Annotated in this window: 22 protein-coding genes; 8 read left to right on the top strand and 14 right to left on the bottom strand. The window is 74.9% G+C overall.

The window, feature by feature from the left end; genetic code table 11:
- Positions 1-4 precede the first annotated feature (4 nt).
- Complete coding sequence (locus EAH89_RS18510; RefSeq protein ID WP_140885194.1) at positions 5-1,525, bottom strand: ATPase domain-containing protein; 1,521 nt, start codon at positions 1,523-1,525, stop codon at positions 5-7.
- Positions 1,526-1,710: 185 nt separating this feature from the next.
- On the opposite strand from EAH89_RS18510, the gene EAH89_RS18505 reads away from it, so the two are divergent.
- Both EAH89_RS18505 and EAH89_RS18500 read left to right on the top strand, forming a co-directional pair.
- The gene (locus tag EAH89_RS18505; RefSeq protein ID WP_241667093.1) at positions 1,711-2,697 is read left to right on the top strand and encodes a Gfo/Idh/MocA family oxidoreductase; all 987 of its coding nucleotides are present in this window, start codon (positions 1,711-1,713) and stop codon (positions 2,695-2,697) included.
- An 80-nt stretch (positions 2,698-2,777) separates the two neighbouring features.
- A complete protein-coding gene (locus EAH89_RS18500; protein WP_140885193.1) occupies positions 2,778-3,818 on the top strand; it encodes a lipid A deacylase LpxR family protein in 1,041 nt (346 codons plus the stop codon).
- 34 nt (positions 3,819-3,852) lie between these two features.
- Here the strand turns inward: EAH89_RS18500 and EAH89_RS18495 are convergent, their stop codons facing one another.
- The 3 genes from EAH89_RS18495 to EAH89_RS18485 are packed head-to-tail and all read right to left on the bottom strand — an operon-like array spanning position 3,853 to position 8,171.
- A complete protein-coding gene (locus tag EAH89_RS18495; protein ID WP_241667092.1) occupies positions 3,853-4,809 on the bottom strand; it encodes an MYG1 family protein in 957 nt (318 codons plus the stop codon).
- Complete coding sequence (locus EAH89_RS18490) at positions 4,806-6,851, bottom strand: M3 family metallopeptidase (protein WP_140885192.1); 2,046 nt, start codon at positions 6,849-6,851, stop codon at positions 4,806-4,808. Before EAH89_RS18490 ends, EAH89_RS18495 begins: the two co-directional genes overlap by 4 nt.
- Before the next feature lie 54 nt (positions 6,852-6,905).
- Positions 6,906-8,171: a phosphoribosylamine--glycine ligase gene (locus tag EAH89_RS18485; RefSeq protein WP_140885191.1), complete on the bottom strand. Its 1,266-nt coding sequence runs from the start codon at positions 8,169-8,171 to the stop codon at positions 6,906-6,908.
- Positions 8,172-8,426: 255 nt separating this feature from the next.
- Here EAH89_RS18485 and EAH89_RS18480 point away from each other — a divergent pair, with 255 nt between their 5' ends.
- Entirely contained in the window at positions 8,427-9,431 is a 1,005-nt protein-coding gene (locus tag EAH89_RS18480; RefSeq protein ID WP_140885190.1) for a Bug family tripartite tricarboxylate transporter substrate binding protein, read from the top strand.
- A 31-nt stretch (positions 9,432-9,462) separates the two neighbouring features.
- Here the strand turns inward: EAH89_RS18480 and EAH89_RS18475 are convergent, their stop codons facing one another.
- The 6 genes from EAH89_RS18475 to EAH89_RS18450 form a co-directional block, all read right to left on the bottom strand.
- Positions 9,463-10,524, bottom strand: coding sequence for a lytic murein transglycosylase (locus tag EAH89_RS18475; RefSeq protein ID WP_140885189.1), 1,062 nt, complete (start codon positions 10,522-10,524; stop codon positions 9,463-9,465).
- A gap of 147 nt (positions 10,525-10,671) precedes the next feature.
- The gene (locus EAH89_RS18470; protein WP_206667601.1) at positions 10,672-11,505 is read right to left on the bottom strand and encodes a metallophosphoesterase family protein; all 834 of its coding nucleotides are present in this window, start codon (positions 11,503-11,505) and stop codon (positions 10,672-10,674) included.
- Positions 11,502-12,137, bottom strand: coding sequence for a phosphonate ABC transporter ATP-binding protein (locus EAH89_RS18465; RefSeq protein WP_161993671.1), 636 nt, complete (start codon positions 12,135-12,137; stop codon positions 11,502-11,504). The genes EAH89_RS18470 and EAH89_RS18465 overlap by 4 nt, the downstream gene beginning before the upstream one ends.
- Complete coding sequence (gene phnE, locus EAH89_RS18460) at positions 12,134-12,883, bottom strand: phosphonate ABC transporter, permease protein PhnE (protein WP_140885187.1); 750 nt, start codon at positions 12,881-12,883, stop codon at positions 12,134-12,136. The genes EAH89_RS18465 and phnE overlap by 4 nt, the downstream gene beginning before the upstream one ends.
- Positions 12,880-13,740 (bottom strand): phosphate/phosphite/phosphonate ABC transporter substrate-binding protein, encoded by an 861-nt coding sequence (locus EAH89_RS18455; protein ID WP_206667600.1) that lies wholly within the window; start codon positions 13,738-13,740, stop codon positions 12,880-12,882. Before EAH89_RS18455 ends, phnE begins: the two co-directional genes overlap by 4 nt.
- On the bottom strand, positions 13,737-14,693 hold the full coding sequence (locus tag EAH89_RS18450) for a radical SAM protein (protein WP_241667091.1): 957 nt from the start codon (positions 14,691-14,693) through the stop codon (positions 13,737-13,739). Before EAH89_RS18450 ends, EAH89_RS18455 begins: the two co-directional genes overlap by 4 nt.
- A 164-nt stretch (positions 14,694-14,857) precedes the next feature.
- Here EAH89_RS18450 and EAH89_RS18445 point away from each other — a divergent pair, with 164 nt between their 5' ends.
- The 4 genes from EAH89_RS18445 to EAH89_RS18430 all read left to right on the top strand — a co-directional run bounded on the left by EAH89_RS18445 (position 14,858) and on the right by EAH89_RS18430 (position 18,289).
- A complete protein-coding gene (locus EAH89_RS18445; protein WP_140885185.1) occupies positions 14,858-16,459 on the top strand; it encodes an NAD(P)/FAD-dependent oxidoreductase in 1,602 nt (533 codons plus the stop codon).
- Positions 16,459-16,899, top strand: coding sequence for a c-type cytochrome (locus tag EAH89_RS18440; protein WP_140885184.1), 441 nt, complete (start codon positions 16,459-16,461; stop codon positions 16,897-16,899). The genes EAH89_RS18445 and EAH89_RS18440 overlap by 1 nt, the downstream gene beginning before the upstream one ends.
- A gap of 26 nt (positions 16,900-16,925) precedes the next feature.
- The gene (locus EAH89_RS18435; protein WP_140885183.1) at positions 16,926-17,432 is read left to right on the top strand and encodes a RidA family protein; all 507 of its coding nucleotides are present in this window, start codon (positions 16,926-16,928) and stop codon (positions 17,430-17,432) included.
- A 356-nt stretch (positions 17,433-17,788) separates the two neighbouring features.
- Positions 17,789-18,289: a septal ring lytic transglycosylase RlpA family protein gene (locus tag EAH89_RS18430; protein WP_241667090.1), complete on the top strand. Its 501-nt coding sequence runs from the start codon at positions 17,789-17,791 to the stop codon at positions 18,287-18,289.
- Positions 18,290-18,325: 36 nt separating this feature from the next.
- On the opposite strand, the gene EAH89_RS18425 is transcribed toward EAH89_RS18430, so the two are convergent.
- The 3 genes from EAH89_RS18425 to EAH89_RS18415 all read right to left on the bottom strand — a co-directional run bounded on the left by EAH89_RS18425 (position 18,326) and on the right by EAH89_RS18415 (position 22,297).
- The gene (locus EAH89_RS18425) at positions 18,326-19,222 is read right to left on the bottom strand and encodes a peptidoglycan-binding domain-containing protein (RefSeq protein ID WP_140885182.1); all 897 of its coding nucleotides are present in this window, start codon (positions 19,220-19,222) and stop codon (positions 18,326-18,328) included.
- A 114-nt stretch (positions 19,223-19,336) separates the two neighbouring features.
- The gene (locus tag EAH89_RS18420; protein ID WP_161993670.1) at positions 19,337-20,986 is read right to left on the bottom strand and encodes a PAS-domain containing protein; all 1,650 of its coding nucleotides are present in this window, start codon (positions 20,984-20,986) and stop codon (positions 19,337-19,339) included.
- Between the two features lie 240 nt (positions 20,987-21,226).
- The gene (locus EAH89_RS18415; protein ID WP_140885180.1) at positions 21,227-22,297 is read right to left on the bottom strand and encodes an AI-2E family transporter; all 1,071 of its coding nucleotides are present in this window, start codon (positions 22,295-22,297) and stop codon (positions 21,227-21,229) included.
- A gap of 126 nt (positions 22,298-22,423) precedes the next feature.
- Here EAH89_RS18415 and EAH89_RS18410 point away from each other — a divergent pair, with 126 nt between their 5' ends.
- Positions 22,424-23,995 carry a hypothetical protein gene (locus EAH89_RS18410; RefSeq protein ID WP_140885179.1) on the top strand — a complete coding sequence of 524 codons (1,572 nt, stop codon included), beginning with the start codon at positions 22,424-22,426 and terminating at the stop codon, positions 23,993-23,995.
- Positions 23,996-24,001: 6 nt separating this feature from the next.
- On the opposite strand, the gene EAH89_RS18405 is transcribed toward EAH89_RS18410, so the two are convergent.
- On the bottom strand, positions 24,002-24,298 hold a 297-nt coding region (locus EAH89_RS18405; RefSeq protein WP_140885178.1), incomplete at its 5' end, for an integrase core domain-containing protein.

Here is a 24,298-nt window from a genome sequence, read left to right as displayed (position 1 = left end):
GCGGTCAGCCCTCGCCCTCGTCCCGCGGAAGGTCGGTCAGCATGGAGACCGCCCCCTTGTAGGCGGGAAGCCCGCTCAGCACGCCCTCGAAGTCCGTCAGAGCCTTGCCGACCTGCAGGCCGCCGAAGCTGAGCTTGATCTCGCGGATCGTGCGCTCGTGCGCGTTGCTCCGCGTCTTGACCACCGAGACGGCGCTGCGCACCGCCCCGCCCGCCTCGAAGAAGCGGAAGAGGAGGATGGCGTCGCTGAGGTAGCTGAGGTCGATGTCGCTGCGGATGTCCCCCACCAGCCCGTGGTGGCCGAGGATGAGCAGCGTCTTGACGCCGCGCTGCCCGAGATAGGTCAGCATCTCGTGCATCTGCAGGAGGAGGAAGTTCTCGCCCGGCATCGACTGGAGATAGGCGTTGAGGCTGTCGATGACGATGAGGCCGCAGCCATCCTCCTCCACCGCCGCGCGCACGCGGGAGGCGAACTCCCCCGGCGAGAGCTCCGCCGGGTCGATCTGGCGGAGGGTCAGGCGGCCCGAGTCCAGGTGCGGCCGCAGGTCCATCCCGAGGGCCGCGCCGCGCGCGAGGAAGGTGCCCAGCCCCTCGTCGAAGAGGTAGTAGGTCACGCGCTCCCCGCGCTCGAGGGCGGCCAGGCCGCAGCAGATCGCGGTGGTGGACTTGCCGACGCCCGACGGCCCGCTGAGAAGAAGGTTTGTTCCCGGCACCAGCCCGCCGCCGAGAAGCTCGTCGAGGCCGGCGTTGCCGGTCGAGACGGAAGTGGGATCGAAGGGCGTGCGGTGCTCGGCCGCGATCAGGCGCGGGAAGACGGTCAGCCCGCCGGTGTCGAGCACGAAGTCGTGGTAGCCGCCGCGGAACTTGATGCCGCGCATCTTCACCACGCGCAGCCGCCGCCGCTCCGCCCCGTAGTCCCGCGGCGCCTGTTCCAGCGAGATCACCCCGTGGGCGATGCTGTGGAGCTGCAGGTCCGTGGGGTCCGCCGTCCGGTCGTCCAGCATCAGCACCGTGCAGCGGCGGCTGGAGAAGAAGCCCTTCAGCGCGAGGATCTGCCGGCGGTAGCGGAGCGGGTTCTGCGCCAGCAGCCGCATCTCCGACAGGCTGTCGAAGACGACGCGGGCGGGGCGGAGCTCCTCCACCTGCTGCATCACCTCGCGCGTGGTCTCGCCCAGCTCCACCTCGGAGGGGTGCAGCACGGTCTGCTCGCTGTCGGGGTCGAGGCCGAGGTCGCCGACCAGCTCGAAGAGGGACAGACCGTCGAGCGACCAGCCATGCGACGCCGCCACCGCCCGCAGCTCGTCGGCCGTCTCCGAAAGGGTGATGTAGAGCCCCGCCTCGCCGCGCGCCGCGCCCTGGAGCAGGAACTGGAGCGACAGGGTGGTCTTGCCCGTCCCCGGCGTCCCCTCCACGAGGTAAAGCCGGTCTCGCGTCAGCCCGCCGCCCAGGATGTCGTCCAGCCCCGCGATGCCGGTGCCGGCGCGCCTGGGGTCGGGGGAGGCCGCGGTATCCTCGTCATTGGTCACTGGTCAGGGGTGTCTTTCGCGGCCGGGCGGCCTGGCAAGGGGAGGCGTTCAGGGTCCAGGGGTCCCATTTTCCCCCCGAATGCAAATCACGTGTCGGAAGAAGGCCCACCGCCGGGCCGCCCCGGCCCGGGCTGGCCGGTGCCCCCGCCAGCGGGCATGGTCCGCCGCCCCCGAGGAGATCCGTCTTGGACGACAACGCTTCCGCCCCGCCCCGCCTGGGCATCGTCGGCTTCGGCATCATGGGGGAGCGGCTGCTGCGGGCCGCCCTCGAGGCGCCCGGCGCCGCGGTGCGGCCGGCCGGCGCCTGGGACCCCTCGCCGGAGGCCGCCGCGCGCCTCGCGGCCGTCGCCCCGGGGCTTCCCCTGCTGCCGGACGCGGCGGCGGTCATCGAGGCCTGCGACTGCCTCTACGTCGCCGCCCCGCCGGCGGCCCACCTGCCCCTCGCCGCGCAGGCCCTGGCCGCCGGCCGCGCCGTCTTCCTCGAGAAGCCTCTCTCCCACGACCTGGAGGCCTCGCGCCGCTTCGTGGCGGAGGCCGAGGCGGCGGGGGCGCGGGCCGCGGTGAACTTCCCCATGGCCTCCTCCCCCGCCGTGGCGCAGCTTCTCGCCTGGCGAAAGGATGGGGCGCTGGGCGACCCGGAGTCGCTGGAGGTGGAGGTCGCCTTCTCGGCCTGGCCCCGCTCCTGGCAGCGCGACGCCTCGGGCTGGCTCTCCCGCCGGGCGGAGGGCGGCTTCACGCGGGAGGTGGTGTCGCACTTCCTCTTCCTCACGCGCCGCCTCCTCGGCCCGCTGGTGCTGGAGGAGGCCCGCGCGACCTTCCCCGGCGGCGACCTCGCCGAGAGCGCGATCGAGGCGCGGCTGAGCGCGGGCGGCGTCCCGGTCCGGCTCCGCGGCGCGGTCGGCGGGACGGAACGGGACGACACCAACGCCTGGACGCTGCGCGGCCGCGCCGGCGCCCTGCGGCTGCGGGACTGGTCGATCGCCGAGCGCTCGGAGGGCGGCGGCTGGTCCACCGCCCCAGACGCCCTGCCGAACGAGCGCCAGCGGCCCCTGGTCCTCCGCGGCCAGCTCGAGAAGGTGGCCGCCCTGACCCGCGGCCTGCCGCAGGACTTGGCGACGCTGCGGGAGGCGCTGGAGGTGCAGGAGGTCGTGGAGGCGATCCTGGCAGCCTGACGGGACGGGCCGGTTTTACTCGACCGGACCGGTCCCGCATAATCGGGGCGCCCGCCACCCCCTCCGCCAGGAACCCCGCCTTGCCCAAGCCCTTCCTGCTGCCCGCCCTCCTGCTCCTGCTCGCCCTGCCCGCCCAGGCGCAGGTCGGGTCCGCGCCCGGGCCGCAGGCCGTGCCGCCGGTGCGGACCGGGGCGGGGCAGGAGCCGCCGGACCCGCGCGGCACGCTCAGCTTCACGGTGGAGAACGACCTCTTCGGCGGGAGCGACCGCTACTACACCAACGGCCTGCTGGTGACCTGGCGCTCCGGCTCCGCCGACCTGCCGCGCGTCCTGGCCGGGCTGGACGAGCGGCTGGACTTCCTGCTCGGCCCCGGAAGCCTTCGCTGGGGCCTCTCCTTCGGCCAGAACATCTACACGCCCCAGGACACGGACCGCCGCATCCCCGACCCGCGCGACCGTCCCTACGCGGGCTACCTCTACGGCGCGGCCAGCCTCAGCCGCAGCACCGAGCGCACGCAAACCCTGCTGGAGCTGCAGTTCGGCGTCGTCGGCCCCTCCGCCGGCGGCGAGTTCGTGCAGAACAACTACCACGACCTGATCAACGTCCGCCGCGCCTATGGCTGGGACCGCCAGCTGAAGGACGAGCCGGCGCTGACCGCGCTGATCGAGCGCCGCTGGCGCGTGCCGCTCGGCACGCTGGGCGGCGTGCAGGCGGAGGTCATCCCGGTGGCGGCCGTGGCGCTGGGCAACGTGCAGACCTACGCCTCCGGCGGCGGCACGCTGCGGATCGGCCAGGGGCTGGAGGCCGACTGGGGGCCGGTGCGCATCCGCCCGGCGCTGGCGGGCTCGGGCTTCTTCCAGCCGCGGCAGGAGTTCGGCTGGTACGTGTTCGGCGGGGTGGAGGGCCGGGCCGTCGCGCGCGACATCTTCCTCGACGGCAACAGCTTCCGCGACAGCCCGAGCGTGGACAAGCGCCCCTTCGTGGGCGACGCGCAGGCCGGCGTCGCCGTGCTGTGGCGCGGGATCCGCTTCGCCTACACCCAGGTGCTGCGGAGCGAGGAGTTCTACGGCCAGCGCGGCCGCCAGTCCTTCGGCGCCTTCAGCGCCTCCTTCCGCTTCTAGGTCGAAGCCCGGTGGGGCCCGGCCGGGCCTCCGCTCACCCCTCCGCGGGCAGCGACCGCCGCGCCATCTCCACCGCGCCATCGCGCGAGCGGGCCGCGCCGACGAAGCGCCGCACATGGACGAAGACCGCGTCCGCCACCCCGGAGCGCGCCGCGAGCTCGCCCTCCTGCAGCCCCGCCCATTCCTCCGGCAGCGGCTGGCGCTGGGCGAAGGAGCCGGGCTCGGGCGGCATGGTGTCGAGCATCCAGTTCCCGTTCGAGGCCGGGCTGACCGCGAAGAGGACGGGCAGGTCGTGCGCGAAGACCGCGCCCTTCCAGGGCATGCCGCGGTCGAGCACGAGGATGCGCGGGTCCTCGCCCGCCCCGTGCGCCGCGAGCACCGAGGCCTCCGCCGCGTGGCGGCCGCGCAGCCCGTCCACGCGGCGGCGCAGCACGCCCTCCGCGAAGGCCGTCGCCTCCAGGAAGGCGGCGTCGCCCGCCGTCGGGCCGTTCGCGTCCGCGTCGTCCCAGGCCGGGTTGAAGTCGCCGACAAGCGCCGCGAGGCCCAGCGCGTCGTCCTGCACGGGGCCGGTCACGGAGAAGCCGTTGTCCACCTCGTCGATGCGCCGCACGAGCTTGCGGTCGAGCTCCTGCGCGATGGCGGGGGCGAAGCGCGCGCTGCCCGAGGCCTCCAGCAGGCGCGCCACCGCGCGCTCGCCATAGACCTGCCAGACGAGCCCGGCGGAGGAGAAGGGCGTGCCGTCCTCCCGCGCGGGGGCGCCGCGCTGGTGGTGGTCGAAGCGGTTGCGCGCCGCGTCGAAGACGGTGCCGACGTCCCAGACGATATCCGCGGCCTCGATCGGCGCGGGCTTCCTCGTCCGCAACAGGACGTGGTCCGCGCCGGGCGCGCGGAGGCCGAGCGCCAGGCGGAGCACGGCGTAGGCGAAGACCTCGTCGCAGTGGAACTTGCCGCTGTGCGTCGCCAGCACGGGCAAGGGGGCGGCGGCGCTCACGCGGACACCAGCTCGCGCCCGCGGAGAAGGGCCGCCGTGCTCGGCAGTCGCCCGCGGAAGTGGACGAACAGCTCCATGGGATCGCGCGTGTCGCCCGCGCTCAGCAGGGTGCGCAGCCGCGCGGCCGTCGCGGCGTCGAAGGGGTCGCCCGCCTCGGTGAAGGCCTCGAAGCCATCGGCGTCGAGCACCTCCGCCCAGAGGTAGGAGTAGTAGCCCGCCGCGTAGCCGCCGCCCGCGAAGAGGTGCTGGAAATGCGCGGGGCGGTGGCGGAAGCCGATCTCCGCGGGCATGCCGATCTCGGCCAGGAACTCCCGCTCGAAGCGGTCGATGTCGATCGACGCCGGGTCGGGATGGCCGTGCAGCGCCATGTCGATGAGGGCGGAGGAGGTGTACTCCACCGTCGCGAAGCCCTGGTTGAAGCCGCGGGCCGAGAGCAGCCGCGCGCTCAGCGCCTCCGGCACCGGCTCTCCCGTGCGGTGGTGGAGCGCGTAGCGCTGCAGCGTCTCCGGCAGGGCCATCCAGTGCTCGTAGATCTGGGACGGCAGCTCCACAAAGTCGCGCCGCACGGAGGTGCCGGACTGCGAGGGGTAGCGCACCCGGCTCAGCATGCCGTGCAGCGCGTGGCCGAACTCGTGGAACAGGGTCTCCGCGTCGTCGAAGCTCAGCAGCACCGGGTCGGACTTGGCGAAGTTGTTGTTGTTGATGATCACCGGCGAGACCGGCCTGTCGAGATCCTCCTGGTCGCGGTAGCTGCTCATCCAGGCGCCCGAGCGCTTGCCCGGCCGGGCGTAGGGGTCGGCGAGGAAGACGCCGACATGGCCGTCGGCGTCCCGCACCTCGTAGGCGCGCACGTCCGGGTGGTAGAGCGGCACGTCCTCGCGCGGGGTGAAGGTCACGCCGAAGAGCCGCGTCGCGGTGTCGAAGGCGGCCAGCTGGATGTTCCCGAAGACGAAGAAGGGCTTCAGCTCCGCCTCGTCCAGCGCGTAGTCCGTCAGGCGGACCTTCTCGGCGTAGTAGCGCCAGTCCCAGGGGGCGAGGTCGCCCTCGAAGCCCTCGCGGCGGGCGAGGGCGAGCAGGCGGTCGCGCTCGGCGGCGGCCTTGCGCTTGGCGGGCGCCCAGACCTCGGCCAGCAGGCCCTGCACGGCGGTCGCGCTGCCGGCCATGGTGTCGGCCAGGCGGAAGGCGGCGAAGGTCTCGTAGCCGAGCAGCCGCGCCCGCTCCGCCCGCAGCGCCAGGATCTCGGGGATCAGCGGCCGGTTGTCGTGCTCGCCGGGATGGGTGCCGCGGGCGATCCAGGCCTTGTAGGCGGTCTCGCGCAAGTCGCGCCGGGCGGAGAAGGTGAGGAAGGGCTCGATGAGGGAGCGCGACAGCGTCACCGCGAAGCCCGGGAGGCCGCGCTCCGCCGCGGCGGCGGCCATGCCGTCCCGCAGGAAGGCCGGCAGCCCCTCGAGGTCGCCCCCGTCGAGCGCCAGGTGCCAGTCGTTCTCGTCGTGGAGCACGTTCTGGCCGAATTGCGTGTGCAGCACGGCAAGGCGGGCGGAGATCTCGGTCATCCGCGCCTTCGCCGCCTCGTCCAGCGCCGCGCCGCTGCGGATGAAGCCGAGATGCGTGCGCTCCAGCAGCCGCGCCTGGTCCTCGGCCAGCCCCAGCTCCTCGCGCCGCGCGTAAAGCGACTTCACGCGGGCGAAGACCTGCGGGTCCAGCGCCACGCGCATGCCGTGCTCGGCCAGGCGGGGCGACATCTCCCGGTCCAGCGCCTCCAGCGCCGGGCCGCCGAGGCTGACGACGAGGTTGGAGAAGACGAGCCCCACCCGCGTCAGCGCCCGCCCGCTGCGCTCCAGCGCCTCGATCGTGTTGGCGAAGCTCGGCTCCGCGGGGTCGTTCCCGATCGCCGCGATCTCCTCCAGGTTCTCCGCCATCGCCGCCTCGAAGGCGGGCGCGACGTGCTCCGGGCGGATGCGGTCGAAGGGGGGCAGGCCGAAGGGGGTGTCCCATGGCGTCAAAAGGGGGTTGGGCGCCAGGAGGGGGTTGCTCTCGCTCATGCCGCTATAGGTGGCGATGCGCCCCCGGGGTCAAGCCGTGCCGCCCGGAATGCGTCAGGGCAGCCAGCCCAGCGCGCGCAGCCGCTCCCGCTCGCCACCCAGGAAGCGGTCGCCAATGTCGGACCGCCAGCGCAACTCCGGCGCCACCACGTTGCCGGCCCGCGCCCGCGCCGCGGCCTGCGCCGCCTCTATCGTAGGGCCGGTGCCCGTGACGATCATCAGGTGCCCCGAGCGCCGGCGCCCGAGAAGCTGGCCGTCCTCCCGGCGCATGTCGACGAAGTGGTAGCTGTCCTGCTCCGCGCCCTCCGGCGGGCGGAGGAAGAAGACGGGCGGGTCCTCGGAGGGCTCGGCGGTCGCGCGGTGGTCGGGGAAGGGCGGCACGGTCAGCACGATGGCGACGGACCAGCCGGGGGTGGTCGCGAAGCGCCGCGGCTCCCGCGGCATCGCCATGCGCGCCATCAGGTCGCCCCAGCCATCGGCCTGCAGCGCGGCGAGGACGGCAAAGCCCGGGTTGCCGAAGCGGCAGGTGAACTCCAGCGGCCAGACGCCCCGCTCGTTCACCATGAGGTTGAGGTTCACGTAGCCGACATGCCCGGCCGCGGCGAGGCGGGGCGCCACGCGGTCGAGGGTGGCGGCGAAGAGGGGCTCCGCGCCCTCGTAGGAGGCGAGGGTGCCCATCTCGCCGGTCATCTCGCCCATCTCGCCCGGGAAGAAGCGCTTGTGCTCGAAGTCGATGCAGGCGGGGCGGAGGAAGGCGGTGCCGTCGAAATAGGCGCCGACGCCGACCTCCACCCCCTCGATCCGCTCCATCAGCAGCACCCGCCCCTCGCCCGCGCGGCGGAGCATGAAGGCGAGGTCCAGCCCCTCCGGGTGGTCGCCGACGAAGGTGTTGCGCCCGACCTCGTCGTGCTTGAGGACGTAGCGGCCGGGGTTCCTCCCCAGCCACTCGAGCGCGAGCGCGGGGTGCTCGAAGGGGTGGCTCTCGGCGATGGCGAGCCCGGCCTCGCGCAGCACCGCCTGGCCGAAGTCGCGCTCCCCCTCCAGCCGGTCGCCGAAGGCGCTGCCGCCGACGACGCGGTAGCCCTGGGCCCGCAGCGCGTCCTGCACGGCCCCGCGCTCGATCCGCTCGAAGAAGACGATCCCGTCGCGCCCGACCCAGTCCAGCTCGGCCCGCCAGTCCGGCACGGTGTCGATGAGGCCGCCGAAGGCGCGGTCGCCGGGCGGGTCCTCGGCGTGGACGCGGACCTCGTGCCCCTCCCGCTGCAGGGCCAGGTAGATGTCGCCGAGATAGGCGCGGGGTCCGATGGCAAGGATCCGCATGCGCGCGTCGTGCTCCGTGCGTGGCAGGGACCGGGGCGGTCCGGGGGTGGCGGGGACCGGGGCGGTCCTGGGGGCTGGCCGCGAGGATGGCGGTCCCGGGCGCAACGGCAAAGCCGGCGCCCCGGTTCCGCCCGGCCCGGCACCGCGCCAAAAGGGGCCTCGGAAAGCGCTGCCGCTTGCGGCTAGTGTCGGGCGGACCGAATCCGGCGCGCCGCCGGGCGGCCCGGGGAAACGCGGCAAGGGAAGGAAACACGCATGCACCAGGGAAGCCTCTCCCGGCGCGGGCTGGGGGCGCTCGGCGCCGGCGGCCTCGCGGCGGGGCTCGCGGCGCCGCGCGCGGCGCGCGCCCAGGCCGCGGCCTGGCCGGACCGGCCGGTGCGGCTGGTGGTGCCCTTCGGCGCCGGCGGGGCGATCGACACCCTCTCCCGCACCGTCGCCCAGCGCTTCAGCGAGTTCGCGAACGGCCAGACCCTGGTGGTGGAGAACCGCTCGGGCGCGGGCGGCACGGTCGGCGGCGCCGCGGTCGCGCGGGAGAAGCCGGACGGCTACACGCTGATGATGGCCGATGTCGGGTCCAACGCCATCGGCAAGCTGCTGAACCCGGCGCTGCCCTACGACCCCGTGACCGCCTTCACGCCGATCGTGCACCTCGTGAACCTGCCGGGGGTGGTGATCGCCCATCCCTCCGTCACGGTGCGGGACCTGCCGGACATGATCGCGCAGGCGAAGGCGCGGCCGGGTCACTTCACCTACTCTTCCGCCGGCACCGGCAACGGCAGCCACCTCTTCATGGCGCTGCTGCTGCGCCAGGCCGGGGTGGACATGGTCCACGTGCCCTACCGCTCGGGCGCGGAGATGGTCACGGCGCTGGTGCGGGGCGACGCGCAGTTCGGCTTCCCGACGGTTTCCTCGGCGCTGCAGATGATCCGCGGCGGCAACGCGCGCGCCATCGCCGTCAGCACGCCCGACGGCACCCCGGCCCTGCCGGGAATCCCCGCGGTGGCCGACACGCTGCCCGGCTTCGACCTCGCGGTCTGGCACGGGATCATGGCGCCGGCCGGGCTCGACCCCGCCCTCGCCACGCGGATCAACGCCGTGTTCAACGGCATCGCCGCCGTGCCCGAGGTGCGGGAGGCTGTCTTCCGCTCCCAGGCCGGGCGCATGGTCGGCGGCACCCCCAAGGACTTCGCCGACCACGTCGCGCGCGAGGTGGCGCGGTGGGAGCCCCTCATCCGCGAGGGCGGCTTCCGGGTGGAGTGAGGCGCCCGCCGCGGCCGCCCGCGAAGCCCGTTCAGGCCACGCGGTCGGCCAGCAGCCCGACGGCCAGCCCGTAGTTCATGGGCGAGTTGTAGCGGCGGATCACGCGAAGGTTCGGCAGGCCGAGGAAGACCTGCCCGGCGCTGCGCGTGGGCACGGCCAGCGAGGCCTGGGTGTCGCTCGCCGGGAGCGGCGACCCGTCCGCCCGGCGCCAGCCCAGGCGCGCCCACTCGGCGATGGGGCGCCGGGTCTCGGTGTCCACCCGCTCGATGTCGAAGCCCGCGGGCGGGCGGGCCTCCAGCGCCCAGCCCTTGTCGGCCTGCCAGCCGCTGCGGGCGAGGTAGTTCCCGATCGAGCCCAGCGCGTCCGCCCGGCTGCCCCAGATGTCCTTGCGGCCGTCGCCGTCGAAGTCGACCGCGAGCCGCTCGAAGCTCGTCGGCATGAACTGGGGATGGCCCATCGCCCCCGCCCAGGAGCCGCGCATCCCCTCGGGCGTGACGTGGCCGGCGTCGATGATGCGGAGCGCGGCGATCAGCTCGCCCTTGAAGAAGGAGGCGCGGCGGCCCTCCCAGGCCAGGGTGGCGAGGGCCTCGATCACGTTGAAGCCGCCGGTGTTGGCGCCGTAGTTTGTCTCCATCCCCCAGATCGCGACGACCACGCGGGGCGATACGCCGTAGCGGGACTGCATCCCCTCCAGCAGCGCGCGGTTCTCGGCGTAGGCGCGGCGGCCGTTCTCGATGCGCGCGGGGCTGACGATGCGGTCGCGGTAGGACTCCCAGCTCAGCACCCCCTCGGGCTGCTTGCGGTCGAGCTCGAGCACGCGCGCCAGCGGCCGGATGCCGGACAGCGCGCGCTGCACAGTCGCGGGCGAGACGCCGGCCCGCCGTGCGTCGGCGCGCAGGCCGGTGAGGAAGGTGTCGAAGCCGGCCGCGTCGGCCACGACCTGCTCCGGCGAGGCGGTCACCGCCGTGGCGGAGGACGGCGCGGGCGCGGGGGCCAACGGTGCCGCGACGGTGACGGGCGCCGCCGGGGTGGAGGAGGCGCAGCCGGCAAGGGCCGGGCCGGCGCTGGCGAGGAGGAGGCGGCGGGTGAGCATGGGGGCGGATTTGGCAGGACGCCCGGACGGGCGCAACCGGCGCGCGCCGTATTCCCCGCGGCGTGGCCGCCCGGCCGCGCCTTGCCCCGCGCGGGGCGCCAACTCCCGGTTGGCCGGGAGGAACCGCGCGGACAACCGGCCCGCGCGCTACGCGTCGAGCGCGACCGGCGCGAGGGCCTGGCCGCGCCGCCGCCGTTCCTCCGCCGGCAGGATGTCCGCCGAGGGCCAGAGGCCGCTGCCGAGCGCCGCGGCGTAGCCCTCGGGCAGCCCCGCCGCGCGCATGGCGGCGGCCGCGGCCGCGTGGTCGTAGTCGAGCGGGCGAAGCTCGACGCGGAGCGTCCCGCCCTGCGGCCGGAGCAGCGCGAACCACCCGCGGGGCGTCCCGTCGTCCGCGGGCATGCCGATCGCGCCCGCGTTGACCCAGAGGCCCTCGCCTACCCGGCGGGCGAAGGGGATGCCGCAGTGGCCGGCGACCACGCCGTCGCAGCCCGTGGCCCGGATCTCCTCCGCGAGAGCGGCGTCCGGCGCGGAGGGGAAGAGGAAGCGCGCCGTCTCGCCGGCGCCGCCGTGGATCACCGCCAGGCGCCGCCCGCCGATCTCCAGCACCATCCGCGCCTGCAGCGCCGCCATCCAGGCCCGCTGCGCGGCGGTGACGCGCGCCTCGGCGTAGGGGTACCAGGCGCGGGAGAGACGGTCGCAGGCCGTGCCCTCCTCGAAGCCGCAGCCGCAATCGGCGCGCCCGGCCGAGAGGTTCTCCTCGCAGTTCCCGGCGATGACGGCGCAGCCGCTGCCCATCACCCGCTCCAGCGTCGGGCCGGGGTCGGCGCCGTAGGCCACCACGTCCCCGGTGCAGACGACGCGCGCGGGCGGGATGCCGAGCCGCGCCGCCTCGGCGAACAGCGCCTCCGTCGCCTGCCGGTTTGAGTAGGGGCCGCCGAAGACGAGCACCGGCCCTTCCGCGCGCAGGAGCGGCACCGTCACGCCACCACCCTCCCGTTCTCCAGCCGCAGGCGCCGGTCGGCGTGGCGCCGGGCGAGCTCCGGCTGGTGCAGGCTGACCACCACCGCGAGCCCGCCCCGCGCGAGCTCCCGCAGGAGCACCAGCACCGCCTCGGCGTTGGCGGGGTCGAGGCTCGCCACGGGCTCGTCCGCGAGGAGGACCGGCGCCCGCTGCATCAGGGCGCGGGCGATGGCCACCCGCTGGCGCTGCCCGCCCGAGAGCGTGTCCGCCCGCCGCTCGGCCAGCCCCGCCAGCCCGACGCGGCCGAGGCACTCCGCCGCCAGCGCCAGCTCCCGCGCGGGCCAGAGGCCGAGGGCGGAGCGCAGGAAGCCGGTGCGCCCGAGCGCGCCAACGAGGACGTTGCTCCGCGCGCTCAGCCGCCGCGCCAGCGCGTGGTGCTGGAACACGAGCGCCGGCCGCGCGCCGCCCGCGCTCACCGTGCCCGCGTGCGGCACCAGCCCGGCCGCGGCGCGCAGCAGCGTGGTCTTGCCCGCGCCCGATGGCCCCTCGATCGCCAGCACCTCCCCGGGCGCGACGGCGAGGGTGACGCCCGAGAGCACCGCGCGCCCGCCGAGCGAGACCGACAGCCCCTCCACCACCAGCCCGCCCGTCAAAGCAGCGCGCGGCGCAGCGCGCCGGAGAGGCGGTCCGCCGCCAGGACCATGGCGACGACGATGATGAGGATGGCCAGCACCCGCGCGAAGTCGAGCAGGTCCACCGCGTTCTTCAATTCCTGCCCCAGCCCCCCGGCCCCCACCACGCCGAGCACGGTGGAAGCGCGGATGTTGAATTCCCAGACATAGAGCACGGCAGAGGCCGTCTGCGGCAGGGTCTCCGGCAGCAGCACCACGGCCGCGGCCTGGGCGCGGGAGGCCCCGGCCGAGAGGGCGGCCTCGACGGGCGAGAGGTCAGCCGCCTCCAGCGCCTCCGACCAGAGCTTGGCGATGGAGCCGGTGGAGTGCAGCGCGACGCCGAGCATCCCCGCGAAGGGGCCGAGGCCCACCGCCGCGACGAGGATGAGCGCGAAGACGAAGCCGTCCACCCCGCGGAGCGTGTCCAGCAGCGCGCGCACGGGGTGGTACAGCACCGGCGCCGGCGCCACCGGCCGCGCGCCCATCACCGCCAGCGGCAGCGCGGCGAGGGCGGCGAGCGCGGTGCCGAGGCTCGCGATGGCCACCGTCTCCGCGGCGCGTCGGGCGAGGTCCCCCGGCCCCGAGAAGTCCGGCGGGAAGGCGCCCGCGAGCCAGCGCGCCAGCCGCGGCAGCCCCGCGACCAGCCGCCCCAGGTCCGGCGAGACCACCCAGGTGCACCAGGCGAGGAAGGCGGCGAGCGCCAGCCCGCCCGCCCAGCGCCGCCTCACCCCCCGCCGATCCGCCCGAGCGCCCGGCCGGCGGCCTCGATCATCGCGTAGCTCTCTGGCCCCGCCGCCTCCCAGCCCGTGTAGTTGGGCGGCATGACGCGGGCGGCCGTCGCCTCGCCGATCGCGAGGGCCGCGTCCAGCAGGGCGCGCTTTACCGGGGCCTCCAGGCCGCGGCGCACGGCCAGGGCGTCGTTGGGCAGGGGATCGGAGCGCCAGACGACCCGCACCTGGTCCTCGCGCACGCGCCCGGCCGCGATCATGGCCGCGAGGTTGCGGTCGTAGTCGGTCGCGAGGTCCACCTGGCCGTTCGCCACCGCCGTGACGTTGGCCGGGTGCGAGGCGCCGTCGCGGTAGCGGAAGAAGGTCTTGGGATCGATGCCCTGGGTGCGGAACCAGTAGCTCGGGATCAGCCAGCCCGAGGTGGAGCCGGCGTCGGCGAAGGAGATGGACCGCCCCCGCGCGTCGGCCGGGAAGTCCGGGAAGGCGAGTTCCGGCCGCGCGATGATGATCGCGTGGTAGGTCGGGCGGCCCTGGTACTTCACGACCGCCAGCGCCTCCGCCCCCGCGCGGTCCTTCGCCAGCACGTAGCCCCAGGGGCCCATCCAGGCGGCGTCCACCTGGTCGTTGGCCAGCGCGACGGCGATGCCCGCCCAGTCCGTGGTGACCGTCAGCTCGAAGGGGCGGCCGACGGCGGCGGCGAGATGGGCGAAGAAGGGCTCGTAGGCCCGGCGCGTATCGCCGGCCGTGGGCTGGAAGGGGCCGACGGCGAAGCGCAGCGGCCGCCCCTGCGCGCCCGCGCCCGTGGCCAGCGCCAGCGCCGGGGCGGCGAGCAGGAGCGCGCGGCGGGGGGCCCTCACCGGCTGCACGCCGCGCCGCCCAGCACGCAGAAGCGCGCGCAATGGGGATGGTTCAGCGGCACCGGCCGGCTCGCCTCGGCCAGCGTCGCGCCGAGCTCGAACTGTGGGTCGTAGGCGAGAAGCGTGCAGGCGAGCACCGCTGGCGCCGCTGCGCCGCGGCGCTTCACGACCATGCGGGAGGAGGCGCACATGACGCTGTCGGGCGACTTGCCGAGGATGCCCCAGCAGGCCTCGGTGATCTCCGGCACGTCGGCCCCGGGGTCCATCTCCGGGAAGAGCATCAGCGCCACCGGATCGGCGGCGTCGAGCGGGAGGCCGCGGGCCGCGAACAACCGCGCGTAGCCCGCCCGCAGCGCCGCCTCCGGCTCGGCCCCGAAGGCCGCGCGGCCCGCGACGTTGAGGCGGAAGCCGCGCTCCGCCAGCCAGGCCATGCCCTGCATCGTGATCTCGAAGGTGCCCCGGCCGCGCTCGAGGTCGTGGAGCGCGGGCCCGTAGTGGTCGAGGCTGACGCGGACGGTGAGAAGGCCCGGATGGGCCGCGTTCAGCGCCGCCAGCCGCTCGCGGTGGCGCATCATCGGGCGCATGGCGTTCGTCAGCACCAGAGCGCGGTGGCCTCGGCGCAGCACGTCCTCCAGCATGGCGAGCATGTCGGGGTTCATGAAGGGCTCGCCGCCGGTGAAGCCGATCTCCTCCACCGGCAGCCGGTCGCGCGCGGCCTCGTCGAGGTAGCCCGCCACCTCGGCGGCGGTGAGGTAGACGAGGGCGTCGTTGCGGGGCGAGCTCTCGATGTAGCAATTCGCGCAGGTCAGGTTGCAGAGCGTGCCGGTGTTGAACCACAGCGTCCGCAGCGCGCCGAGGGACACCGCCGCGCGCCGCTCCCCCTTCGCCGTCCGGGCGGGGTCGCGGAACCGGGCGGGCGCCATCGGGGGGGCATCGAGAACGGGGATCGTCAAGGAGAGGGCTCCGCGGCGGCGTCGGCCCCTGATGATGGGCCTTCCGCGCGGCCAGGGAAGCCCTTCCCGCCGCCGGGCGGCCGGCGGGGTGCCGCCCGGCGCGCGGCTTGCCGCCTGGCGCAACGCGTGTTCTGCTCCGCGCTATCGGTTCAGGAGGAAGCGGCATGGCGGAACAACCCGGCCCCGAGCAGTCCCCGAGCCGCCGGGCCCTGCTCGCGCGGATCGGCGCGGTGGCGGGCGGCGCCGCGATGTACCAGGCGATGACCGCGCTCGGCGTCGCCGCGGAATCGGCCTATGCGGGGCCGGTGAAGCTCGAGGGAGACGCGCGCGGCGCTTCCGTGCTCGTCCTCGGCGCGGGCGTGGCCGGCATGGTCGCGGCGATGGAGCTGCGCAAGGCCGGCTACCGCGTGCAGGTGCTGGAATACTCGGACCGCCCCGGCGGCCGCTGCTGGTCGCTGCGCGGCGGCGACCGCTACACGGAGCTGGGCGGGGAGACGCAGACGGTCGGCTTCGACCACGGGCTCTACTTCAACCCCGGCCCCTGGCGCATCCCCTACAACCACCACGCCGTGCTGGACTACTGCAAGCGCCTGGGCGTCGCGCTCGAGCCCTTCGTGCAGGTGAACCACAACGCGATGGTGCACGGCCGGAACGCCTTCGGCGGCAAGCCGCAGCGCTACCGCACGATCAACGCGGACTACCAGGGCGGCATCGCGGAGCTTCTCGCCAAGGCGACGAAGCAGGGCAAGCTGGACGAGGCCGTGGGCAAGCAGGACCAGGAGATCCTGCTCGAATCCCTCCGCGCCTGGGGCGCGCTGAACACGGACATGACCTACGCGAAGTCGGTCCTCACCTCCGACCGCCGCGGCTTCGACCGCGACCCCGGCGGCGGGCTCACCGCGCGCCCCGTGCCGTCGGAGCCGGTGGCGATCAAGGACGTGCTCTCCTCGCGCCTCTGGTCCTACCTCGTCACCGGCTCGCTCTACGAGTTCCAGACGACGATGTTCCAGCCCGTCGGCGGCATGGACATGATCGCCAAGGCCATGGCGCGCGAGGTGGACGGGCTGATCCGCTACAACGCCAAGGTGACGGAGATCCGCCAGGACGACCGCGGCGTGACGGTGACGCTGCGGGACGCGCAGGGCGCCGGCGGGGCGGAGCAGGTGCGGGCGGACTGGTGCGTCTGCACCATCCCGCTCTCCATCCTCAGCCAGATCGAAATGAACGTCGGCGCGCCCATGGCCGCCGCGATCCGCGCGGTGCCCTACGCCGCCTCGGTGAAGGTCGGGCTGCAGTTCAAGCGCCGCTTCTGGGAGCAGGACGAGCACATCTACGGCGGCATCTCCTACACGGACCTGCCGATCCGGATGATCTCCTACCCCTCCACGGCCTATGGCACGCCGGGCAAGGGCGTGCTGCTCGGCGCCTACGCCTTCGGCCCCTACGCCTACGAGTTCACGGCCCTGCCGGCGGCGGAGCGCGTGAAGCGGGCGCTGGAATGGGGCGCGGCGCTGCACCCGCAATACAAGGACGAGTTCGACGGCGGCGTCTCCGTCGGCTGGCACCGCGTGCCCGGCGCGCTCGGCTGCAACGGCGCCTGGACGGACGCCAAGCGGGACGAGCACTACGACAACCTCTGCGCCCTCGACGGGCGGATCGTCCTCGCGGGCGAGCACGCCTCCTACATCCCCGCCTGGCAGGAAGGCGCCATCCTTTCCTCCCTCGACGCGATCTCGCGCCTGCACCGCCGCGTGGTGTCCGCGTGATGCGCCCCGCCCTTCTCCTCCTGGGCCTCGCGCTCGCCCCGCTTCCCGCGCTTTCCCAGGCCGACGCCCCGCCGCGCTCGGCGCAGCAGCGGGTGGGGGAGGCGACGTCGGACAGCCACGGCTTCGTCTCGGCCACGCGCTTCGGCCAGCGCGACGGCGGGGCCCTCTACGCCGCGATCTGCGCGGGGTGCCACATGCCCAACGGGCGCGGGGCCGTGGGCGCCGGCGCCTACCCGGCGCTGGCGGGGAACGAGAAGCTGGAGCACACGGCCTATCCCGTCGGCGTCGTCCTCCACGGCCGGCACGGCATGCCCGGCTTCGCCACGCAGCTCGACGACGCGCAGGTGGCGGCGGTGGTGAACTGGGTCCGCACCAACCTTGGCAACGCCTATGCCGAGGATCCCGCGACCCCCGAGGAGGTGCGGGCGGCCCGCCCCTGACCCGTTCAACAGAAGGCACACGCCGCATGCGCGTCCCCCTGCTCGCCGCCGGCCTGCTGGCCACGGTCCTCTCCCCCGCCCTCCTCTCGCCGGCGGCGGGCCAGGAGATCACCCGCCACCGCACGCCCGGCTCGAACTTCCCCATCGCCATGGCCGTGGAGGTGCCGCCGGGCGCCACCACGGTGATGGTCAGCGGGATGGTGCCGCCGGTCGCGGACCCGGCGGCGCCGCGCAACAGCCTCGCGAGCTTCGGGGACACGCGCGCGCAGACGGCCGGCGTGCTGTCGCGGATCGAGGCCTCCCTGAAGTCGATCGGCCTCTCGCTCGGCGACGTCGTGCGGATGCAGGTCTTCCTCGTCGGCGACCCCGGCAAGGGCGGCCGCATGGACTTCGACGGCTTCATGGCCGCCTACGTCGAGCACTTCGGCACGGCCGCCCAGCCCAACCTGCCCGCGCGCTCCGTCATGCAGGTGGCCGGGCTCGTGAACCCCGGCTGGCTCGTGGAGATCGAGGTGACCGCCGCCCGCCACTAAGGCCGGCCGCGCCGCGGCGTCGTTTCAAATCCATTACTAAACAGAAAACTGGAGCAATCACGAAGCCGCGAGCAACCCTCTTGCAGCGGTTGCCAGGGATGGCGCGAGTCCATACCACACGATCTCGTGCTTCGCCGGACGGTCGTTTCGACGGCGGACCTCCCGCCTCCATCCCCCGGGACCGGAGGCAGCCCTGCTGAAAGCCCCCTGCTTTCGGCCCCTTCGCCCGCCGCGGCCACGCCCCTCGGGGCGGCACGGCCGCCGGGCCTCAAGGAGACGCCGCAGATGGCCCTTCCCCGCCCCCACGCCCGCGTGACCCCCTGCCCTTCGGGGCCGGCGACGCGGGGCCTGGAGGATTGAGGGCGCTCGCCCGGCGCGCCGGCCCGGCCGTCGCCGCTCTCGGCCTGGCGGTCCTGGTCATCGGCTGCGCCCCGACCGGAGAGGAGGGGCCGGTCGCCTCGATCGCTGCCCCGCCCGCCCCCGAGCCCCCGCCGCCCGCGGACCCGGCCATGGCGCTGCTCGAGCAGCGCGGCCTCCGGCCCGCCGGCGAGCAGCAGCTCGGCCAGGCCTCCTACTACGGCCCTGAGTTCACGGGGCGGAAGATGGCCAACGGCCGCCGCTTCGACCCCGCCTCCATCTCCGTCGCGCACCGCACCCTGCCCTTCGGCACCCAGGTGCTGGTGACCCATCTCGGCAACGGGCGCTCCGCCATGGCGACGGTCGAGGACCGCGGGCCCTTCATCCGCGGCCGGATCATCGACCTCAGCCCGCGGCTCGCCGAGCGGCTGGGGATGAAGACCGAGGGGGTTGCCCCGGTCGAGGTCCGGCCGGTCGAGGTGGCCGAGGCGCCGAACTGAGCCGGGGCCTCCGCCGCCCCGGAGGCTTCCCCGCCCTCACCCGTCGAGCTCCTTCGCCTCCAGCACGGAGGTCGTGAACCGGTGCGCGCTGCTGGCCCGCCAGCGCGGGTCGCGGCGCAGCATCGCCATGAAGGCGCGATGGCCCTCCTGCTCGCGGCCGACCAGGCACCCCGCGCCGGCGCCCCCCACCTCCCCCGGCGGCGCGTCCATCCCGCCGTGCTGGTCGATGATGAGAAGGCCGCTGTCGAGCGGGTCGCCCTCCCGGTGGAAGTCCCGGTTGGCGTCGCGCGTCACCGCCAGGGGCGCCACCTGCACGAGGGCGTCCTGCTCCTGCCCGGTCCCGATGGCGGTGCGGCCGATCGCCCAGGCACGGTGCTGGCCGAGGCGCAGGCGGGGCGCGCCCGCGGGCTCGGCGGGCTCCTCCACGGAGGGGCGGCCGCCGCCGGTGGTGGCGGGCCAGGCGCCGGCCAGTTCCGGCCGCCCGCCGGGCGCCACGCGCAGCAGGAGGCGCAGGTCGTCGAAGTGGTCCGGGCGGCGCGGGCGCTTCACCCCCTCCGGGTCCATGCCCTCGACATAGACGATGTTGAGGCCCTCGGGATGCCGGCAGATCCAGTCGCCCCGCCGCTCCATCGCGGCGGCGACCCGCCCGGCCAGGTCGTCGCCCGGGCGGAGCGGCCACGCGGCGCCGGGCGCCAGCAGGGCCCGCGCGGCGGCCGGGGAGAGCGCACCCTCGAAGGGGATGCCGAGCGGGCCGCAGAAGGCCATCAGCGCCCACTGGGTCACGGGACCGAGGAAGCCGTCCGTCGGCGGGTCCAGCAGGCCGGCGGCCGAGAGGCGGGCCTGCAGCGCGTCCACCAAAGCGGCGTCCCGCACGAGCAGCGCCATGGAAAGAGGGTCCTGCCCCTCCCGCGCAAAGCTCTCCAGCCGATCCATCCGTCCTCCCCGGCCGGCGGTCGCCGGCACCCGATGCCCAACGGGAAGGAAGCGGGAATTGTTGCGTCTGATGGAACGTCGAGGGCTGGGCGGCCGGCGCCCTGCCCAGGGCGGTCAGCCCTTCTCGCAAGGCGCGTCCGGGGCCTCCGCCGCGCCCGGGGAACCTTCCGCGGGGGTCCCGAGCCGGGCGTCGAGGGCGGCCCGGATGGCCTGCGCCAGCCGCGGCACCGCGTAGGGCTTCTCGATCCAGGCGAGCGCGAGGGCGGGCGCGCCGTCCGCCGGCAGGGCCGACGGGCTGCCGGAGGTGGCGAGGACCGGCAGGTGCGGCCAGCGGCGCGCGGCCTCCTGGGCAAGCTGCTGCCCGGAGATGCCGGACAGGCCCATGTCGGTGAAGAGCAGCGCGACCTCGGGCGTCCTCTCGAGGAGGGTGAGGGCGGCGGAGGCGTCCTGGGCCCGGAGGACTTGGTAGCCCATCGCCTCCAGCCCTTCCGCGGTGCAGGAGAGGATCTCCGGCTCGTCCTCCACGACGAGGACGATCTCGCCGTTCCCCGCAAAGCGCTCCGCCGCGGGGGGCTGGAGCCCTTCGCCCGTCGCGTCCGCGATCACGAGGCGGGGCAGGAGGATGGTGACGGCGGTCCCGACGCCGGGCTCGCTGTCGATCATGACATGGCCGCCCGAGTTCGTCGCGAAGTCCACCACCTGGTAGAGGCCGAGGCCGGTTCCCTTGCCCGCCGCCTTGGTCGTGAAGAAGGGCTCGCAGGCGCGCTCGGCCACCTCCGGCGACATGCCGGCGCCGGTGTCGCGAACGGTGATCCGCATGAACTCCTGCCCGGGCACCGGGATCAGGTCAGGCACGCCCTCCTCCCCGCGCGTGGCGCGGGCGGTCTCGATCGTCACCGGCCCGCCGGTCGCGGCCATCGCGTCGCGCGCGTTGATGACGAGGTTCAGCAGGGCGATCTCGAACTGGTTCTGGTCGGCCAGCACGCACCAGGGGCAGTCGGCGAGGTGGAAGTCGACCACGAGCGTGCTCGCCGAGGACTGGCGGATGAGGTCGGCCATCCCCGCGATGACGGCGTTCGGGTCGATGGGCTGCGGCTCGCGCTGCTGCCGGCGGGAGAAGGTGAGGAGGCGCTGGGTGAGGAGGGCCGCGCGCTTCGCCCCGCTCCGCGCCTGCTCGATCCCGCGCCCGGCCCGGTCGAGGTCGAGCTCCTTCAAGGAGCGCTCGGCGCGGTCGAGGTTGCCGAGGATGACCATCAGCAGGTTGTTGAAGTCGTGCGCGACCCCGCCCGTGAGGTGCCCCACCGCCTCCATCTTCTGCGCCTGCCGGAGCTGGTCCTCCGCCTGCCGGCGCGCGGTGACGTCGGTGTAGAGGGTGACGAAGCCGCCGTCGGCCAGGCGGTTGCGGCGAAGCTCCATCACCTGCCCGTTCGGGCGGCGCCGCTCGATCGTGCCGGTGCTGATGCCGGCGCGGAGCCGGTCGAGCCGGCGCGCGACCTCGTCCTCCACGTCGCCCGGGCCGAACTCCCCGGCCTCGGCCTGGGCACGGAGGATCTCCGCCATCGGCAGGCCGACGCGGAGCAGGTTGGCCGGGATGCCCGTGTAGTCCGGAAAGCGCGCGTTCCACTCCACCAGGCGGAGGTCGGCGTCGATCATCATCACGCCGTCGCTCATGCCCGCCAGCACCGCGGCGAGCCGGGCGGCCTTCGTGCCGTCGGGCGCGGCCTCCGCGGCGGCCGGGACAAGGTCGGGCGAGGCCGGCGGCACGGCGGAGGGGCCGCCCTCGGCAGGCCGGCGTCCGGAGCGTCGAAGGCGGCGTCTGGCGGCCGAAAGCAGGTCCAGGCTCGCTCGCCTCCATCCGGGCACGGAATGATCCTCGCCAGCCGTCAGGCCTCTTTTGCAGGAGTTCGATTCGGCTCCCGTTGAAGCTAACCGGGCATCAGCAGGTGACAACGTCATAGGATAGGGGCGGGTTCCCGGGGGGCCGCTTGCCAAAACGGGCCGCGATCACGGCGCCGCCCCGTCGCCGGCCGCGTCGCGCCAGAGCATCACCAGCACCGCCATCACCGCCGGGCCGAGGAAGAGGCCGAGCAGCCCGAAGCCCTCCACGCCGCCGAGGATGCCGAGCAGAACCCACACGAAGGGCAGGCGCGTTGCCCCCCCGATGAGGGCCGGGCGGATGAGGTGGTCGGCGAGGAACAGCACCGCCGTTCCGAAGGCGAGGATGCCGACCGCCGCCCCCGCCGCCCCCTGGGCCAGCAGCAGCAGCGCGGCCGCGCCGAAGACGAGCGGCGCGGCGAAGGGGACCATCGCCGCGATCGCCGTCAGCGCCCCGAGCATCACGGGGTGCGGCACCCCGGCGACGGCGTAGGCGATCCCGAGCAGCAGGCCCTCGCCCAGCCCCACCAAGACCAGCCCGCTGACCGTCCCCCGGACCGAGGCGACGGCCTGGCGCGAGAGCCGCTCCGTCCCGGGGCCGAGCAGGCGGTCCGCCACGCGCTGCGCCTGGGCCGCGAGCGCCTCGCCGTCCCGAAAGAGGAAGAACAGCGCCAGCAGCGTGACGGCAAAGAGCACCGCCCGGCGCGCCACCGCGCCGCCGAAGCTGCGCCCGAGGCCGATCAGCTCCGCCTCGCTCAGCCGGTGCAGGAACCCCGCCCCCGCGTCCGGCGCGGAGAGCGCCTGGGTCCACCAAGCCGAGGCCTCGGGCCCGAGGAGGGGAAGGGACGAGACCCAGGCCGGCACCGCCGCCCCCTCGGCCCGCGCCCGCGCCACCCAGTGCAGCGCCGCCCGCGCCTCGTGCCCGAGTTCGACCGCCGTGACGGCGAGGGGCAGGAGGAAGACGACCGCCACCGCCAGCGTCGCGCCGGCGGGCAGCAGGAGGCGGGAGGGCGCCGCGCGGCCCGCCCGGAGGCGGCGGAGGAGCGGCCAGGTCGCCACCGCCAGGATCACCGCCCAGCCGAGGGCCGGGAGGAACCCCCGCAGGATCCAGCCCCCCAGCAGCGCGAGGCCGAGGATGACCGCCACGCGGGCGGCGAGCTGCAGCCGGAAGCGGAGGGCGGGCGGGACGGGGCTTTCCATGGCCCGCAGGATGGCGCAGCGCCGCCCGCGGAGCCATGCCGCCCGGCCCAGGGCGCGCGGCCGGATCGGGCCGGGGAAGCCAGTGGCGCGGAGCCGCGCTATCCTTCCCCCCAGGAGCCGCCGCCCTTGCCCTCATTCCCTGCCCGGTGCCGGCTGGCGGCGCTGCTGATCGGCCTTGCCCTCCTCCTCGCCGTCCCCGGCCGGGCCGTGGCCGGGGCGGAGGCCCGCTGCGACGCCGCCCTCCCCCCGCCCCCCGGCACCACGCGGCCCCTCGAGCTCACCTTCTCCGGGCTGCTGCCCTTCGCGCGGGACATCCTGGCCCACCACGCCGTCCGCAGCCGGATCGAGGAGGGCGGGCGGCGCCTGCGGCTGGAGCTGCACATCGACGCCGTGGGGGAGATCCGCCTGCCGGAGGGCAACCCCGCCACCCTCTACCTTCCCGGCCGCAGCGCCGCCGAGGTGCTGCGCGACCCCCGCTCCCGCATCCCGGACCTCTGGCGGCTGGACGAGGCGACGGTGCTGGCGGCCGACATCGCCTACGACATCCGCCTGCCCGCCTCCGACGCGCCGGCCGGCCCGCCGGTGCTCGACCCCGCCAGCGCGGCGCAGCTCGCGGGCTACCGGCTCGTGCGGCTCTACGGCGACGACTTCAGCGGCTTCGCCGCCGCGGTCTTCGAGGCGGAGGGCGGGGGCGGCCGGGCGCCGCACCGCATCTACGCCATCGCCGGCACCCATGTGTTCGAGCACCGCGACTTCCGGAGCTGGGGCTCGGGCCTGACCTTCGGCCGGGCGCAGGTCACCTCCACCGCCGCGCTGCGGATGATCGCCGACGCCGCCGACTACGCCCGCGCGCCCGGGGGCGGCGAGGTGGTGCTGACCGGCCAGAGCCAGGGCGGGCTGGTGGCGCAGGGCGTGGGCTACCTGCTGCAGGCCCTCCTCGACGCGGAGGGCCGCCCGCACCGCCTCGCCCAGGTCGTCTCCTGGGGGGCGGCGGGCGCGGAGGAGGTCATCGCGCGGATGATCGGCCAGGCGCGGCGGGACGGCGGCCGCGGCCTGCCGCGCGACCTCGAGCGCCACTGGGCCGCCTCCGATCCCGCCTACGCGGGCGCCGCCGCCGTCTGGGCGACCCTGGTCCGGGCCTGGCGCGCCATCCCCCCGGGCGGGGAGGCCGCGAGCATCCGAGCCACCGCCTCCCGCATGCGCGTGCTCGGCTACTTCTTCGAGGTCGACCTCTTCGCCCGCGCCGGCACCTTCCCCGGCATCGCCCTCGCCTTTCCCACCGCGATGATCCTGCCCGGCGGCTGCGACATGACGGTGGTGGAGGCCCTGATCGGCACGCAGGGCGGCGCGCTCGGCGTTCGCCTCGAATCGCACTTCCTGAAGGGCTACCGCCGCGCTGTCTCGCGCGGCGCCCTCGCCGTCGCGCGGCCGGCCCTGCCGGCGAAGTGGCCCTGGGTGCTGGAGATCCTGCCGGTGGTGGAGGAGCTGGGCCTCGCCTGGCTGGAGACGCTCTACCTCGAGGGCCCCGCCGCCAGCGCCGCCAACTGGGCGCGGTGCCTCGCCGCCCCCCGCTGGCAGACGCGGGGCAACCGCTCCTGCCGGGAAAGCTTCCACGCGGGCTGCGCGCCCGGGGGCGACGCGGGCTGGTGCCTTATCCGCGACGCCGCCCCGGGCAGGCCCGCGCCCCTCCCGGGGTGAGGCGGCCTAGATGTTTGGTCCCGGGGTTTGGTGGTGCGGGTCATGGATGAACCTGGACGGTTCTTCTGTCCAGGCTTTGCAGATGGCTTCGTAGGGCGTGAGGCCGCGTAGAGTCTTCAGGCGACGGGCGAAGTTGTAGGCGGCGACGAACTGGTCGAGGTGCTGTCGGAGTTCGTCGTGCGTCTCGTAGTGGTAGCGCTTGACGGTTGCTTCCTTGATCGTGCGGTTCATCCGCTCGACCTGCCCGTTCGTCCAAGGATGCCGGGGCTTGGTCAGTCGGTGATCGATGTTGTTCTGGGCGCA

This window comes from Muricoccus nepalensis (assembly GCF_006438825.1).
Taxonomy (GTDB): Bacteria; Pseudomonadota; Alphaproteobacteria; order Acetobacterales; family Acetobacteraceae; genus Roseomonas; species Roseomonas nepalensis.
This window is presented reverse-complemented; position numbering and strand designations above follow the sequence as displayed.